The 16590-nt window shown below is 52.8% G+C and carries 9 protein-coding genes and 1 pseudogene; 2 read left to right on the forward strand and 8 right to left on the reverse strand.

The genetic code is table 11. From position 1 onward, the window contains the following. Window positions 1-2: 2 nt before the first annotated feature. The 6 genes and pseudogenes from dctP to CLV44_RS17730 all read right to left on the reverse strand — a co-directional run. On the reverse strand, window positions 3-1034 hold the full coding sequence (gene dctP, locus CLV44_RS10805; protein ID WP_106592127.1) for a TRAP transporter substrate-binding protein DctP: 1032 nt from the start codon (window positions 1032-1034) through the stop codon (window positions 3-5). Between the two features lie 197 nt (window positions 1035-1231). Beyond that, entirely contained in the window at window positions 1232-2500 is a 1269-nt protein-coding gene (locus CLV44_RS10810; protein WP_106592128.1) for a HipA domain-containing protein, read from the reverse strand. Beyond that, a complete protein-coding gene (locus CLV44_RS10815) occupies window positions 2476-2787 on the reverse strand; it encodes a helix-turn-helix domain-containing protein (RefSeq protein ID WP_106592129.1) in 312 nt (103 codons plus the stop codon). The genes CLV44_RS10810 and CLV44_RS10815 overlap by 25 nt, the downstream gene beginning before the upstream one ends. A 265-nt stretch (window positions 2788-3052) precedes the next feature. Beyond that, the gene (locus CLV44_RS10820; protein WP_106592130.1) at window positions 3053-3343 is read right to left on the reverse strand and encodes a hypothetical protein; all 291 of its coding nucleotides are present in this window, start codon (window positions 3341-3343) and stop codon (window positions 3053-3055) included. 71 nt (window positions 3344-3414) lie between these two features. Next, complete coding sequence (locus CLV44_RS10825) at window positions 3415-4593, reverse strand: hypothetical protein (RefSeq protein WP_245912669.1); 1179 nt, start codon at window positions 4591-4593, stop codon at window positions 3415-3417. Next, window positions 4594-4749: pseudogene (locus CLV44_RS17730) on the reverse strand (DUF4236 domain-containing protein); the annotation flags it as partial. A 233-nt stretch (window positions 4750-4982) separates the two neighbouring features. Here CLV44_RS17730 and umuD point away from each other — a divergent pair. Together umuD and umuC are read left to right on the forward strand one after the other, a co-directional pair. Further along, window positions 4983-5435, forward strand: coding sequence for a translesion error-prone DNA polymerase V autoproteolytic subunit (gene umuD, locus CLV44_RS10830; RefSeq protein ID WP_106592156.1), 453 nt, complete (start codon window positions 4983-4985; stop codon window positions 5433-5435). A gap of 1 nt (window position 5436) precedes the next feature. Then, a complete protein-coding gene (umuC, locus tag CLV44_RS10835; protein WP_106592132.1) occupies window positions 5437-6711 on the forward strand; it encodes a translesion error-prone DNA polymerase V subunit UmuC in 1275 nt (424 codons plus the stop codon). A gap of 37 nt (window positions 6712-6748) precedes the next feature. Here the strand turns inward: umuC and CLV44_RS10840 are convergent, their stop codons facing one another. Continuing rightward, on the reverse strand, window positions 6749-12988 hold the full coding sequence (locus CLV44_RS10840) for a DEAD/DEAH box helicase (protein WP_106592133.1): 6240 nt from the start codon (window positions 12986-12988) through the stop codon (window positions 6749-6751). Next, window positions 12985-16308 (reverse strand): STY4851/ECs_5259 family protein, encoded by a 3324-nt coding sequence (locus CLV44_RS10845; protein ID WP_146139995.1) that lies wholly within the window; start codon window positions 16306-16308, stop codon window positions 12985-12987. Before CLV44_RS10845 ends, CLV44_RS10840 begins: the two co-directional genes overlap by 4 nt. Between the last annotated feature and the right edge of the window lie 282 nt (window positions 16309-16590).

Below are 16590 nucleotides of genomic sequence, written 5' to 3' on the forward strand. Positions count from 1 at the left end.
GTTCATTCTCCCAGTGCAGCGGCTGCTCTAGTCACCAAGCTCGGGTCTACCCCCATCTGGCGAACCATGGCAGGCTCTTCCTGGCGGGCAACCTTACGCCAGCGCATCAGCGTATCAGCACTGGGAGAGGTTACTTTGATCCCCTGCTCAATGAGGGCACTCCGCGCTGAAAGTTGCGCCTTGATGGCCGCATAACGCTGTGCATCAACAATTTGGTCCCAGGAGTTACGCACCTGCTGTTGCAGTGGTGCCGGCAAGTTAGCCCAGAAACGAGCATTGATCATCGGCACATATTGAGCAAAGTATTCCATATCCTCAAAACTGGTGCTAACGCCATTACGCCACAGTTTGGCACTGCGAATAGTCTCATGCGTTGTCAAAACGCCCGTAATTTGATTTCGGGAAAGTGCATCGGATAGGTCCGGCCAAGCCACCACAACCGGATCGGCTCCAAAAGCCTGTAACCGCTTCCTGTTAGCGATGCCACCTGGAATACGGATTTTAGCGCCAGCAAGATCTTCATGAGCCTGAATATCAGCATTTGTAAAATATAGATGTGCATGCCCCAAATCTAACCAACGGCCGGGCACGGCAACACCCAAACCCCTCGCGATGCGTTGGCTGACCAAAGCGCCGATTTCACCATCACGAACGTGGTAATTTTCCTCGGCTGTACGACCGTAAAACAGGGGCAACATGTACAGCCCGACATCAGGTACATAACGGTCCAGCTGCCACATACCGGGTACGGCCATTTCGACTTTGCCACTTGAAAGTGCGGCTATCACATCGCGATCCCGAAACAGCTGCGCACTGTGATAAAACTCCACATCAATACGCCCTTCAGTCACCCGCTCCAGTTCAAGGGCGAAATGCTCAATCGCCTGAGTCTGGACATGGGCTCGGGTATTCTCAGTGGATATACGCAAGCGGTACTCAGCCTGCCCCATTGCTCCAGCTGGGATCCCAACCAGAAGAGCCGCACTCAATGTAACCTTGATCAGCGCGGCACGAATTCCTGTTCTCACTTGCATTGTCCGGCCATCTCCTTCTGCAAGCCTGTGTAAAATCGTTGGCTCAATGCATCTGTACTGATTACGCATAGTGTCGCACACGGGTAACATTAATTCATTGACCTAGCAGAAACATGAACGCAGTAGACATGGAAGAAGGTCCATAAGCAGCTAGGGACTACATCGAGCCTCATCGAGCTTAAAGATCTGAGCTCCAGTCAGACCGCCAGCCGTGCTGCCATATCTGCAATCACGCCATGTTGGATTTGCCTCAGCAGACGCAACTCACCGTCTTTGCTCACCCCTGTCGGATACGGGGTTGTCTGCAGTTCTCCGTAGATCAGAGGTAGCTGCTGCGCAACTGTCTTAACCATACGATTGACCGTTTGCGCCTGTAAACGCGGGGGAACCTTGAGAATACGGCCCAGCTCTGCGAGGTAGGCAGGACTCACCTCGCCTAGTGTCCTCACTGAGCTAATTTTCCACTCCAGTCTCGCATTCAACCAACCATTGTCAGGTTCATATACCGCCGTACTGAGCAAATCATAATGTGGTGTCAGAACCACTCCTTCCGGCGACATATAGAATGACAGGTTCTTGAGGTGGTTATCCGTATTACCAATCAACAGGCAGAACACAAACCAATCGAACAACACTTTTCGCGTCGCCGCCTTGGCTCGGCACTGATCAACTATGGCCGTCAACGTGTCAGGCAGGCATTGGGTGTACTTGAATGCCCTGTCCAGCGACAACAGCTGACAGGTGTCAATGACATGCAGTCGCTGCATTCCGTTACCCTTCAGTGAACGGTCGAAACGCTCTACCAGGTAAGCTGGCTCCGGTACGTGAATCACATATACTTCGGGCACGACCAGCCCGACCGCACGCGCCAGCTTCATCATCACAAACTCATTGATGGCACTATGGGGATACTGATCGGGCTTGCTATGGTTAGGTTTCAGAATATGGGTAGACGGTTCAGCGGCATTAGGCTCAAACAGCTCTCCGTTGTCGAAAATGATAGGTAGTTTGTGCTGAGCGCCAGCCAGTGACATTCGCTTACTTCCGCCCTGAGACAACGGTACATCAGGAAGGGCTTTAATTCGAGCCGAGAGCTCCGCAAATGACAATGGGTGTCGTCCTCCCTGGCCCGGGGTCTCACCAGGGCCCAACAGGGTCAGCGCACCTGCAGACTCTGCCCCGAAATGTGCCAGCAGCCCAAAGGCATCGGCCTCATCAATATCGGCATCAGCCGCCAGCAGTGTCCGTGCCCCTTCTTCAGGAAGCAGGTTATCGAAGAACCACTGGATGGGTCGCTTACTCGATCCATCCTCGATGATAACTGCCGAGCGAGGCAGCGTCGGACACAGGTCGAACATCTTCCACGCAGAGTCGTATTCAAAGGACCATAAGTTATTATGCTCCCTCAGTGTCCCCACCTTGGTTTGGTTCGACCACACCACTAACGTTCGATCTGAGACAGCCATTTTTCGCGCCTGTGATTGGGAATAGCAGTATCTTGAGATAGCAGCTGCTGCTTGAGTACGTCGGCAGCATCACCGGGTAAATCAACGGTAACTTCAATCCCCAGCTCTTCCAGTAGCACCAGCAACAGCCCTGTCTGGATCGTAGGTTTGCCCTTTTCGACATCCACTACATATTTGTGACTGCAGCCTGCCATAGCGCCCAGATCGTCTTGGCGGAGCCCCTGAGTTTTTCGTGTGAGTCGAACCAGCGTCCCGATATCTTCCACGCTCTCGATGTGAACCTTCATATAGCCACCAAAATAACCGTTCGGTTATATAATATCGAAAAACCTGATGTTTTCAACAAAGTATAACCGAACGGTTAAATATGAACGTTGTAAACGCTCAGAGCGGCTATTAATAACCGATCGGTTATTTTAATACCAGGCAAGTGGGGTAAATAAGTGGTTGCAAGGTCCCCATCGTGCGCACAGCAGACATTCCAAGTTCTCAAAAGTGTGTGCCACAACACAGATGAAGGGGGTCAAGGCTCTATGCTCCCCTATTCCATCATCACCCTGAAACCACAAGACCAAACTCTGCAGTCTCACCATCCTGTTCATTTTCGTCAAACATTCGGCAGGCTCGCCGCTCCTCTTTCAGTGTTGCCAGAGCGGAGAAAAAGCAGCCTTCGCACAAGTGCACCTCATATCGTTCGCCATCATGACGAGATCCATATCCCCATTCAGCTCGAAGCTCGCCAAATTGAGGGGGTCGTTCCCCTCCGCCAGATGTACTGACACCGCATACATCGCAGCGCATGTCTTCGACAGCATCGACAACCTTTTGCGTCATGATTTTCATGGATGCTTCCTCTATGTATCGACTCTGTACCAGCATCAGATTACCAAGAAGGCATGATCATCGTCGCTGATTCAGGCTAGTAGCTCTATCGGCTCAACAGGTCTAAAAATCCCGGTCTTGGTCATCTCTCGCAGAAGATCAAACCGCTCCAGTGCTGCTATGGGGTCCACCTGCTCCAGCTGCTCAAAATTCAACTGCGCAAAGTCGTTTTTATCGACCTGTACTGACAGCAGATACTCATCATTAATATGCCCTGTGCCCTCATCCAGTCGTTGGGAATAGCCTGACACGACGACCCGCTCGACACCCGGAATCAGCGCCAGCACAACACCAGTCAAACGCAATACAACGCCGTGGATATGCTGGGCGTACTCCTCGCGCAACTGACGTCCTGACTTCTGTTTGATCAACAACCGACGATTACGAGCACCATAACGAGCCATGCGTGCCGGGATGTCCTCAATTTCGGGCAGGTCAACATCCAGGTAGACCGCTCGCGTGTTCAGATCGATATCAAAATCCACCACCGTTTCCCGGGGCCAGTCCAACTCGTTCAATTCCGCTGTGAGGATCTCTACGATTAACGACTGATCCTTGTCAAGCTGATCGTGGAAGGCGTCGGCCTGTTGCTCCTCCTGTTGCTGATGCGCGGCCCACGCATAATTCCATTCGGCCACTTGTTGCTCATACTGTTGGTGCTGTTGTTCGTAGGTTTTATCAATCTGAAGACAGGCGTTCTTCCACAGTTCAAGATCAAACTGCCACTGGGTGTGGGCCTGCTCATGGGCCTGAAGCAAACGTTGCTGGCGCCCCGGAATGAAACGGTCCCAGAGGCGCAGTTTCAGTTCGGGTTTGACCGGACGTGTCGGGCGGCGCTCACGCTCAGGTTTAATTGGGGCAGGCTCGGTGAAAGGTTCAGGCTCATAGTCCGGAATAGCACTATCCGGCGGTACGATGTCGTGATGGATATTCAGCAACAGGTCCATATCGCCATTGATCGAATCCATCTCGGATTCCAGCCAGCTTGCCATTCGGTCAGCATATTCAGACCAAACCTGTTGGCACTGTACAGGGGGCAGAGGTTGTCCGCTCTGGCCAACCAGACTGACTTGGCCTTTCTCGTCCAGCTGTGGCCGGAATGATGCCAGCGCATCAGATTCCAGGCGGGATTGAGCGTTCTGACGCTGCTGCGTGCGCGCCGCTCGACGCTGATGACTGGGCGAACCTGATAGGCGAGTGCGGTACGACATGCCTGTTCCAGGCACTCCCACGTTCCCCCAGAGCCCATTCTTGCCCAGCGTTACGGATGCACCGCGCACTCCCGCCGATACACTGATGCCACGCTTGCCCAAGTTCAGCCGTATACCTGGCGCCAGACGGATGGTGTTACGAAATCGAAAAGCCATAGGTGTGTATAAAACAGTCCTTGTTTAAACAGTGATTTGCTAAACGGTTGCCAAGGCGCACCGAAGCGCATGCACTGCACAACCTACCCTATTCCACGTCAGAACCAAACTTTCCCTTGGCATGAGCCGAGTTGCTGGCTTTCACCTACCGACATGTCCGCTGCTTGCAGCTTATAAAGCGCTATGTGTACAATAAAAACTGTATATATATCCAGTATAATAAAGAGATTATCATGAGTATATCCATCATTGGAATGCCAGGATCCGCTGAGAACTTAGCGAGTACCCAATTGCGGATCCCTTTGTATCTCGAACGTGTTTCAGCTGGATTCCCGTCACCAGCTCAGGACTATATCGAGGACACGCTCGACCTCAACGCTCTGTGTATCCAGCACCCCTCGGCAACATTTTTTGTCCGCGTCGAGGGTGAATCCATGACTGAGACCGGCATTTACCCTGGCGATATTCTGGTGGTCGACCGCTCGGTACGCGCCTCTCATGGAGATGTTGTCATTGCCTGTCTCGATGGTGAGATGACTGTGAAAGAGCTGGCCCTCCGGCCACGGGTCAAGCTCCTGCCTCGTAACCCGCTGTTCCAGCCTATTGAAATTGCTGATGGATCCGAACTGAATATTTTCGGCGTAGTCACCAGCATTGTTCGTCACCTACACAAAGCCGGTAGCTGACGTGGCCAAGAGCACTTTTGCACTAGTCGACTGCAACAACTTCTACGCCAGTTGTGAAAAATTGTTCCGACCTGACCTAAAAAACGCGCCGGTCGTGGTGCTCTCCAACAACGATGGCTGTGTGGTCGCCCGATCGCGAGAGGCGAAAGCGCTGGGCATCAAAATGGGGGTACCTCTGTTTCAGATACAGCATCTGATTAAACGCCATGGCGTTGTGGCATTTTCCAGTAACTATGCGCTCTATGCGGACATGTCAGCCCGGGTTATGAGCATCCTGGAGGAACTATCGCCCCGTGTGGAGGTGTACTCCATCGACGAGGCCTTTTTGGACCTGAGTGGGGTTAAGCATGCCATGTCGCTGGAGGCTTTCGGGGTTGAGGTACGTTCTAAGATTCAGCAGTGGACAGGGATAACCGTGTGCGTCGGTATCGCTCCGACCAAAACACTCTCTAAACTGGCGAACCATGCCGCCAAACGATATCCAGCCACCGGAGGTGTGGTTGATCTGACAAGCCCGGAACGCCAGCGAAAATTGATGTCTCTGTTACCTGTTGATGATGTGTGGGGCATCGGGCGACGCTTGTGCAAACGTCTCCAGGCCGATGGAATTGAATCCGTGTTAGATCTTGCCAATGCCGATCCCAAACGGATGCGCCGCCATTACTCGGTGGTTGTGGAACGTACCGTGAGAGAGCTCAACGGCGAGTCCTGCTTGGATTTGGAAGATATGACACCGACCAAAAAACAGATCGTCTGCAGCCGTAGTTTCGGTCAACGCATCACGACCTACCAAGCGATGCGGGAGGCCGTTTGCCAATATACTTCCCGTGCTGCCGAAAAGCTGCGTGGCGAGCAGCGCTGCGCCAAGCAGATCACCCTGTTCATGCGTACCAACCGGTTTAACCCAGAGGAGCCACAGTATATGCCTTCTCTAACAGCAGAATTGCCTACACCCACCGATGACACCCGCGACTTAGTTGCCGTGGCCATGCGACTGCTGAAATCCAGCTGGCGAGACGGCTACCGATACATGAAGGCCGGCGTGATGCTCTCGGACTTCTATGAATCCGGCGTCTACCAACCCAGTCTGTTCGATGAGGTGGCTACCCGACCCAATGCCAAAGCGCTGATGTCGGTGTTGGACACCATCAACCACAGTGGCAAGGGGCAAATATTCTTAGCTAGCCAGGGCTCTCAAAGGCACTGGGCCATGAGGCGTGGGCACCTTTCGCCCGCCTATACTACTAGATGGGGAGAGTTACCTCTGGTACGGTAATATAACCGTGTTAATACTAACAACCTCTAGTAAAGCCTCACAAGCTGACTTCATACAGCGCAATATCTGTCGGCCACTCGCCACCGTGCGATAGTTTGACCCCATTCCAACTGTCCAGCATCTGTTTTACTTGTTCCATGATTGGCAGACTGAAATCGAAGCGTTTCAAACCGTATGCATCCGCTGTACATTTCCAGTATCCCATCCCCTGGTCAAAGGCCAGCTTCAGCTGAGTACTCGATTCAAGTTCAAGCGTAAGAACACGGCGATGGCTTACCTCTGCCAGAGAATCCCGTGCATTGATCACTGGACGGGTACCCATAAGTGCTGAGACCCACTCCTCCAACACCTCCTCCATATCCTGCAGATTATTCCAGTTATCCCACAGCTTATCGCCCGTATGCCCAAGAGGCGCTGCAACTGTTTCGACTGTGACCGATTTGACGCCATCACTTGGGATTACACGCATAAAACCAGCCAACAACATCACCGTCCAGGGTGAACGCAGATAACGGTCTTCATACCGGATCGCGACAACCTTCTCACCCTGAAGCTTGGCCATAAAACCAGGTGCTTTATCAGTCAAAAGCGCCCTGAAGCGGTCATGTAGGTTAACAATCGGACCGTTCAGCTCTTTGGTGACCTCAAGCACGGTAGCAGTAGCATAAGTGCCCAGCCACTCGTCAGTGTTGATCGGATCAAGCTCCCACTCAGACAGTCTCTCGGAGGTCACCCAAATGCTGGCATCCTGGGCTTGCAGCCAATCTGTACCGGGAATGACAGATAGTTCAGAGTCGGAGAGCAAAGTAACAATACCCTCCTCTTTATCCACGATCTGAACTGGCGCGTGAACACCACTAACACTCTGTCCCGCATTCAGCTGTGCAACCCTGATACCAAACCGAGACAACAGCGCCAACTCCTCCTTAATGACAGACGGTAAGCTCTGCGTTTCCAGAACCACACTGACATCACGGTCATCGATCACCTTCAATGCAATCAGCTGCTTACGGAATTCAGGTGCTCCCAAGTCCCACAGGTTGCAATCACCTCCGAGGCGAATCCGAATCTCCTTGGCTGATTTGTTGATCCAGTGACGGATAAATCGACCGGGCTCATAAGGCCAATATGTGGCGCCGTCGACCGTATTGAAGGGTGCTGGCAGCTGCAGGTGTTCAGCGAAGCGGCTTTCCTGAATCCACTCAAGCGCCAGCCGCCGGTTCAGCTGCTCGAATTCAACTCGGCTGTCCTTGCTGGCCAGGCATGAAGAACAGGCCGTCTGACAATTTGCAGAGCATTCCAATTTCTTGAGCGCTGCACTCAACAGCTTTGTCATTTCCTGCAAGGCAGTCAGCACAAAGCCCGCGCCACCGGCCACGTTATCGTAGACCTGTACAATGTATCGTTTTTCGCCTGTTTCAATGTCACGATCAGGACGAACACCAAAGCCCATTTCGCTACTGGCAATGCCCAGCTGATCAGAGACAGCGTCACGCAGGGCAACCGCGAGCGTTGTCGCTATCACACGGCCTGTTTCATCCTCCGGAATCCATCCGCCCGTTAACGGGTTGCGGAAAGTCCATTCGACGACATGTGTTCTTGCCTGATAGCCGAGATGAAGGTTGGGCATAACCCTCTCGCCTGAACACTCGGGTTGGCTCTTGCTCCCCGTGGCGCCACCAATTGGACGGTGATTCTTGTCCGGTTCCATTCCTTTTGGAAGATTGCCATTGGGGGTCATTGAATCAGCGCGGCCACAGCTCATACATACCGCGAACCCATTGCCGTTCTCTCCACCGGAGCGAACCACTATCTGTCCGTTTTCACCAAAGCGAACAAAGCCACATGCAGGATCCGGCAGTGCTACAGTCGCCCCTTTGACATGCACAAGGGGCCTCTCGACAGGCATGAATTTCTGCGAAGAGACGTCATTAGTTGTCGGCTCGTAGAAATCCGTAACAAATCCCAGAGGGCGAAGCACCTTCTTAACCTGGAGATCAGGAATCTTCGCATCACACTGCGGACAATGGAGATCGTCACCATGCGAGTAGGCATACTCCTGATAGCTTGGTGTACCACAGCTCACACACTGCCAGGAAAGGTCAAACTTCTGGCTACCGCCGCTTGCTCCTTCCTGATAAGACTGCATTTTGATACCCGCCGAACGGTATACACGCCCATCAATGACAATCTGTGCGCCGGGCGCATATTCCCTTACCGCGATATCCAGCCCCCTTGAAGGCTGCTCCTTGTAGGTAAATATGTTGTCCTCTCGTCCGGATTTCTGGGAGTCAGCTGTACTTTTCTTGTTCTTGAAGTCCTCAATATTGTAGGTATTGAGGGCAACAACATTGGTCGGAAAACCATATCCCGGCAGGAACGCTCGTGCAGCCAACTCTTTCAGCAAGTACTCCCCTTCATGACGGACCTTCTCCAGCTCCAGTGCTTTCTTATAGCTCGGGTCTGTTGCCGCATTCAGGCGCAGGTTGATCTGCCGGTATTCCTCTTGCCAGCCCTCAGCCAGCTTATCAATAGCCTCAGCGCAATTAGTCGCCAAAGTATCAATGCCGGCAAGCTCCAAGGCGGTTCGTTTGACGATTCGCTTTGCCCCCTCCTCCAACGCCTTGGCCTCACTGCCCAACCAATCGATGAAGCGGTCAACAACACCCTCATGGGCATGGAAAAACCACTGTACCGTCAGTCGGGTACGGTCGCCCTCTGATGCAGTCTGTGCTTTCAAAAATTGTGACAGCAGGTAGGAGTTAACATGCCTCTGTACCAAGGGTTCAGCATTAAGCGTGATTACAGGGGCCGGAATCGCAGTACTGAATGCCCACTTGGGGTTGTTGAACACGCGCGTGTTGTGCGGATCAGATTTGCACAGGGTGTAAGCGATAGCTCGGGCCTCACTGCGGCGACCCGCGCGGCCTGCGCGCTGCAGATAGTTGGCAGGATGCGGTGGGACGTTGTTCATCACCACGGCGGAGATACCGCCAATATCCACCCCCATTTCCATGGTTGTAGAGCAGTTCAGGACGTTGATCTTCCCTTTCTTAAAGAGCTCTTCATATCCTTCCAGGCGTTTTGAGGACTGCTGAGCAGAGTGTTCTGCTGTTCGATAGTAGAAGCCTCCCTCGACTGTGCGATCAGAGATATCACTCCACAGGCTGACCTGGCGCAGCTGCTGAACAACGTCGTTGTTAGCCACCTTGCCTCGAATAGCCAACAAGGCACCTTCATCCTCACCCTGAGGAGCCAACGCAGTAAAATCTGGTACTGTAATCGACTTGCATTCCAGCTGGACGCGCTCAGCTTTTCTCGGGATATAAGGGGTTAAACCTCTAAAGGTTGTGTCCAGCAAGCGATAACTAATCGGACACACCCAAGCCTTCTGAGGCAAAGTAAAGGTGATGGCTTGGCGCGCAAGCGTGTAGCCACTGCCGCTTGGACTTTGCAGGATCTGCAAGCGTGTAAGCTCCTGCCATGCGGACTTGAGCCATTCATTGATCTTGTCTCGATCGGTAGCGGAATGCGAATCCAGCACAACACCATGAATCAGCAATTTCACTAGACGTGACGGTTGTCTTCCAGGCTTAAACTGAGGCCATGCTTTAGAGCGTGAGGTGTCCTGGTAATCAATGTTAGGCGCTACCAACTCTTTGGGCGCAAACTTGGCTCCCAACCAATGACGTTCATTTTCGTTCATGACAATGAACGTGTTTTCACGTACATGAAAATCAAGCGCCACCTTCAGGAAGTCTTTCCAATCCTGCAGGCTCAAAGCCTCCCTTTCCTGATCATTACCCACTTTGGGGGCCAGCGTTTCAGCCCAAAAACGAGGGACTGACTGAACATTCTCCAGCCCCAGATAACCCACCTGAACCAGTGCCAGTGTTTCGGTACTGTTCTGGTTTTTTGGACGGCGAGCAAACTCACGCAGCAACAGCAAGCTTGCCAGAGTCATGCTGTTGTCATGGCCACCAAAGAACTCTGGGTTCGCGTAGCGGTTGTAATCAAGAATTGAATGTTTGATATCGTTGGCGGCAGCAAGATCTGAAGCCAATTCCTGCCAGCCAAGCTTCGCTTGCTGCGAAGCACTTGCGGGGTCCTGCTTCAGCTTTGCCTGATCGCGCCGCTGCTGAGCAAAGTCCGACATACCCATCTGTTCAAGCTGTTCGGCTTCCTGAAGCAATTCTTCCACCGATTTATCCGGTAGTGCGGGAGCATTCAAATTCTCGAGCGCTTGCCGGTTACGAAGAATCGAGAATACAAGCCCCCTAAGCCGAGATCGCTCCGCTTCCTGCTGCATGCGCACGGCCATGCGTGCCGTACCCTGACGGCTGTCCGTGAAAGTGATCAACTTGCGACCACGGCCCGGAAGGCTCTCAGGATTGATGTCTTTGCCTTCAGGATCGGGACAGAACTCCAATACAGTCGGCACAGCATTGCTGACGTAGAACGGAGCCCCAAGGTAACACTTGCGCAGGAATCCTGCAGGTGCATGACCAGACTCGCCACACTGACTACACTCTGAACCTTTGTCCGTCGCCAGATGAACGTTAATCACTGAGGGTGTACTCAGCGCACCCAGCTCAGCTGTTTCCTTGTTAAAAGGAACGATCTCGTACTTCTGATCCACCTCGGTCGAAGCCAAAACCACAGACTGCTTGCCTGAATATTGACTGTCTTCGACTTCTGGTACGGACTCATCATTGACGTCATCCAAAAGCGAGAATTCATCGCCGGAATAGGGACTGGCCTGACGCAGCGTGCCATTCGCATCCTCAGCGACCAAATGCGGCGTTTTACAGTCACCGCAGAATGCCAACTCATAGACTGGAGCACTGCATTCACAGCGGGCGCGCTGAGTGACATAGACATTACCGAATGGCCATTTTTTGAGATGCTCTGATTTGGCACTGCAACCAGGGTCGATGCAGCTCCAGAGGCCATGCAGCATACGCTGGTGGAGGTGACCACGCAGTTTCAGGAAAGGCGGCTCGTCCTTTGATGGCTGGGTGTCACTCATCAAGTCGATCCACTGCAACAGCTCCTGCTGCTGTGCTTCCTTCTGCTTGCTTACCAGCGTCGTAGCCACTGCACCGATAAGCTCATTGAGATCCAGAGGCTTTTCACTGCCCACCAGCGTCTGCCGCACTCGATAAGCCAGCGGGTGATTGCACAGGGCAGTATAGCGGTCTCTCGAAACGGTGTTACCTGGGTCAATGGCACGCATTTCATCGAGTGTGCGCATGGGGTCCGGATCGTGCTCAACTGAGGGTACCTGCCGTGAACCACTGATCACCACGACCTGATCGTCAGGCACACCCGCCAGCGATGCCAGATAGGACTGTAGTTTTTGTGTCGCCCCTTCCCCGGCAATAGTTGCCGATGTAGCCACAAAACGAATTTCATGTGCCTGCTTGCCGAAGGCTTCCACCACACGACGCAGCAGCAGCGACAACTCAGCAGCCTGAGAGCCTACATAGGTGTGCGCTTCATCCAGCACAATCCAGCGCAAAGACTGCTGCTCTCGTGAAATGCGCAGAATCGGATCGTCCACCTGACGGACCAGCATGTATTCCAGCATGGTTGCGTTGGTCATCAGGATCGGTGCGGGCTCCTTGCGCAGCCGCTCACGTGACAGTATCTCGTTGGGCCGTTCGCGCTGTGTCTTGCGAACAGAGCTCTCATTTTCTTCGGTATTGCCGTTATACAAGCAGAAGCGGATGTTGTCGTTGAATGGCGAGGTCCATGCATCCAGACGCTCGCGCTGAGAGTTGATCAATGCGTTCAGCGGGTACAAAAAGAGTGCTCGTACACCCACCAGTGCGCTTTTGCTTTGTTCATGCTCATTGACCAGATCCTGCAGGATCGGAATCATGAAGCACTCAGTCTTGCCCGAGCCTGTGCCGGTGGTAATGACCGCAGACTTGGGCTTATCGGCCAGCAAGGTGTTCCAGCTTTCCAGCTGATGCTTATAGGGCCGAATATCGGCGTCAAAACCGTAGTTATCCGCGGTAGTGAGTGCGTTGACGACGGATTCCGACAGCAGATTGCCTTTCAAGTCCGCAAAGGTCGGTTCACCTGACTGCCAGCCAAAGGTATGCTCAAAAACAGGCGGCGCCAGAAAGCAGCCTTCCTCCCCCATGCGGTTGTGCATCTGCTCGGCAAGATGTGTTCTAAGCCCGGCATCGTTGATGCCCAGAATGGACAGCGTCGCTTCACGCGTACGACTCAATGACTGATTGATCAAATCCTTAAAATAACCGCTCATGAGTGACTCCCTTTAGCGTGAAGCAAACCGGACAAAGTGGCTGAGTAAACCGGCCCATACCAGCCATCCCGGTCAAAATCAGACAAAACACGAAAACCAAAGCGCAAAGCAGCTTCTTCTGCTTCCAGCTCAGACAAGCTCGCTACACCCGCCGTCAGGCAGGCTGCAAACACAGGCATATAAAAAACTGATCGCATATAACCAGGCATTTCGAGCCCCCGCATCCAGGCATAATCCTCATGCTGACGAACCCAGTTGCTCAAGGCTTCATTAAGGATCACGGGCCATTGCGCATCCTCCTGACGCATACGAAGTTTGCTTAACCAATCGGGTAGTACAAACTCAAGGGGCACCTTCCTTATGCTCTCTCCCTCACTAGCACAAAGCTCACCCGAAAAATCTTTAAACAACGGCACCTGAACAGACAGCAAGCCCATGCGCGACTTTGCACTGCTCTTGACCATCTCCTCGGGAATACCAAACTGCTGCGACACGCCCTGAACATATACCAGAAGCGCTGATTTCCATTGCTCAACCGTTATCGCTTCCCAGATGACCGCCAGTTCCTGCTGCAGTCGTTCAGCAAAACGCGCATCCATTTCGAGTCGGAATACCGCGAGGGCCAATGCCTGAGGGTGACGACTCAGATGCTTCCAGCTTTCAAAAGCTGACAGAGGAACATGCTTGTAACGCTGCTTCAGCTCAGTCAGGTAGAGCCAGCTACTGTGCAGAAAATGCACTGACATATCATCCAGCACATCATTGAATACGTCCGGCCGAAGCCTGGGGTGATAGTAACGAGCAGCAGAGTTAAGCGTTTTAATCACCTGCCCATCATCGGGTGTACAAGCAGCGACATCGGGTACATGTAGTGCCGGACGGAAGAAAGTGGCTGAGCCTTCGGCTGGATACAGCAACCAAGGGCCATCCTTTTGCAGTCGTGCCGGTAACTCGAAAACACCCGTTGTCAGGCTTTGGATTGATTGGGGTTGTAGCTCAACAGGAGCCTCCTCGGGAGTCTGCACTTTCATGGCCATGACCACAGTCCCTTCCGCCCTGTGCACCAACGGCTGAAGATTATGATCAGTCAGTTCAAAGAACTGTCCCAGCCCGCCTGTAAACCGAATTTCAGCACTATAACGACGAATATCTAATTGCTTGAGTGGGCGTGAGGTTTCTATCTTGCAACGAACAACTGCATCCTGCTCGGCACTACAGCTGAACAGGGACAAGATGTCGTCATAGAGCGAGAACAGGCTCACCTGTGTCGAGGTGCTCTTAACGTCATAGGTATAACGCTTTTCCAAACCCGCCGCTCGCCCCATCAGTTCAAGCGAGAGGTGAAAAGTTTGCGTTCTACCCGGAGGAGGCGTCATGACCAGTGACATTCCCAAAATGCGATCCAGTGTGAGGTCATGTGCTCGGAACAGGCTACCGTCATCTTCAACCAGCTGAACACCCTCTTCGGGGTAAGGTAGCCGAATTACAATACCATCAGCGTGGTTGCGTTGATCTGAGATCTCCAGCAACACCCGGTCGGGTTGCTGATCAACTGGCGTCAGCTCAACGGTAGTGGTACTCCCTTCTCTTCGAACCTCAGTGTGCAGGCTTTCGTTCAGCACACGAACCTTTAGCCCCTGCACCGTCCTAATTGAAATACGCGCCGGCACCTGCGAAGAAGCAGGCAGCGACGCAATCGAAAAATCACGGGGTAATACACCCAGCTTTCGACGCGCCAATACCTGTTGATCCGGGCCAAGCACCTCAACCTTGAAGCTTCCAACCAGAGGCAGTGAATCGATGCTCTGGAACACCTGATCATTCACTCGGTACGACTCAGGTCTTCGCCCCTCTGCCGATGCGCTGGCGAGCATACAGCGGGGCCACCCAAGCCAAGTCGCAATTGGAAGTGTTTCGTAGGGTGATAGCACCCCCTGAAATTCAACACGCTCAGCAGCAGACGAACTTCCGGGCTCAATCAGATAACTGGCACCTGCATCCGATATGATTGTGGGCTGACTAACGCGGTACCAGAAACCCACTTCTGCATCAGCAGCAACGGACGGCATGCCCTCAATTTTCATGCTGACAGGTACGCGCAACAGCACTTCAGGTGCTTTAGCTTTCACCGATGCAATGCCGACCAGATAAACCTCGTCACCCTCCTCGACAAAAACAGCAGGCAATTGGTTCCAATCCACCTCACTGAACTGAATGGTGTGCGTGTCCAGCCGCTCACCGGCACAGGAACACACTAGAAACAAAGGCTTGTCTGGCGACTTGCGGCGGCATTTAACAACCTCGGCAGGAAGTTTGACCGCCAGCACATCCCCCTCAAGCCGCCCATAGGCCGCCCCCAGCTTCAGTACCATTTGGTCGCCTTCGTACAGCGCCAGCTCAACGCGAGTCGTGCTGAGCTTACGTCCATCCAGCTTCACCTGCAGCGACGGTGCCAGTCTGACTTCCGCCAACAAACGCGCCAGTTCAATGGAGCCATCAATTCGATGCTCACAGGTAAAGTAACGCGCCATCTCTTCGGCACGCTTGCGCTCTTCTAGACGTACACCTGCATCCCTCAGCCATTCGTTAACCAGGCTGTGGCCATTTTCTTCTTCCAGCGGCAGCGGAAATTCATCGCGCCACTGGGGGTAATGGCTATTCAGATAAGCAGCGGGGTCATCCTGTTCATCAAGCGCGTGCTGCTCTGCCAGCAGCATGAGCGTCTCGATCACTCGGGCCAACAACTGGTACTTCTCTTCATTCTGAAAAGACTGAGGGAAATACTGTCCGTATTCGCAAATAACCTGGGCAATATCTCGCCCATCGCGCTTGCACTCATGGTAATGCCTGATGCCTGACTTGATTGCCCGACCAAAGCCATGCCCTTCACTCTGCAGCAGCTTCCAGGGCAGCCCGCCTTCAGCGAAAAGGGAGCCAAGATAGTCAGCACCATGGGCACGATAGCGAATGGGGCGACCCCAAAAATCCAACCCTCGCTTGACCAGGCCCTTGTGCTCAATCGGCTGCAAGCTGAGCTCAAGTTCAGAATCAAACGCTTGCCATGACCAGTTGGCGTCATATTGGCGACGATAGCGTTCTGCAACAAACAGACAGTACCCTGCCGCCCAATAAGTTCCAGATATGATGCTTTCTCGTTCTTCCGGGCACACGGACAACAATACGCTGAGCATTTGGAGCTCATTGTCGGTTGTGGCGTAGCTGTAAAGAGGTAAACCACTGGGCGCGGTGCATCCTCTTTGTTTCAAGAAGGAGTCAACCCAGCCTCGTAACCGACTTTTCGCATACTGCATGTCATTCATTGCTCAGACTCCCTTTTACCGAATCCAAAAATCTACAGACCGGTCTGATCATCCATACCGAAATGCTCAGGCTGTCTAAGCCATAAGCATGCCAAAACGAAAATATGTATATTTTTCAATTAGTTGGTGAATATTTATGTGGAAATACAAAAAACCATATGTAATAAGTATTACTTATTAGGAGCTACTTTTACGTTTCTACCTTCCTCAACCTCACCCTCTATGAAATTCTGATCCTAAATACTCTTCACAGTCGAAGGCAGCTATTCGGGTGGTCAGAGC

It is taken from the genome of Marinobacterium halophilum, assembly GCF_003014615.1.
Taxonomy (GTDB): domain Bacteria; phylum Pseudomonadota; class Gammaproteobacteria; order Pseudomonadales; family Balneatricaceae; genus Marinobacterium; species Marinobacterium halophilum.

What these genes read in the sequence shown, in the direction of transcription:
- dctP (WP_106592127.1), bottom strand. Translation starts at nt 1,034, where the DNA reads ATGCAAGTGAGAACAGGAATTCGTGCCGCGCTGATCAAGGTTACATTG.
- CLV44_RS10810 (WP_106592128.1), bottom strand. Translation starts at nt 2,500, where the DNA reads ATGGCTGTCTCAGATCGAACGTTAGTGGTGTGGTCGAACCAAACCAAG.
- CLV44_RS10815 (WP_106592129.1), bottom strand. Translation starts at nt 2,787, where the DNA reads ATGAAGGTTCACATCGAGAGCGTGGAAGATATCGGGACGCTGGTTCGA.
- CLV44_RS10820 (WP_106592130.1), bottom strand. Translation starts at nt 3,343, where the DNA reads ATGAAAATCATGACGCAAAAGGTTGTCGATGCTGTCGAAGACATGCGC.
- CLV44_RS10825 (WP_245912669.1), bottom strand. Translation starts at nt 4,593, where the DNA reads ATGTCGTACCGCACTCGCCTATCAGGTTCGCCCAGTCATCAGCGTCGA.
- umuD (WP_106592156.1), top strand. Translation starts at nt 4,983, where the DNA reads ATGAGTATATCCATCATTGGAATGCCAGGATCCGCTGAGAACTTAGCG.
- CLV44_RS10840 (WP_106592133.1), bottom strand. Translation starts at nt 12,988, where the DNA reads ATGAGCGGTTATTTTAAGGATTTGATCAATCAGTCATTGAGTCGTACG.
- CLV44_RS10845 (WP_146139995.1), bottom strand. Translation starts at nt 16,308, where the DNA reads ATGAATGACATGCAGTATGCGAAAAGTCGGTTACGAGGCTGGGTTGAC.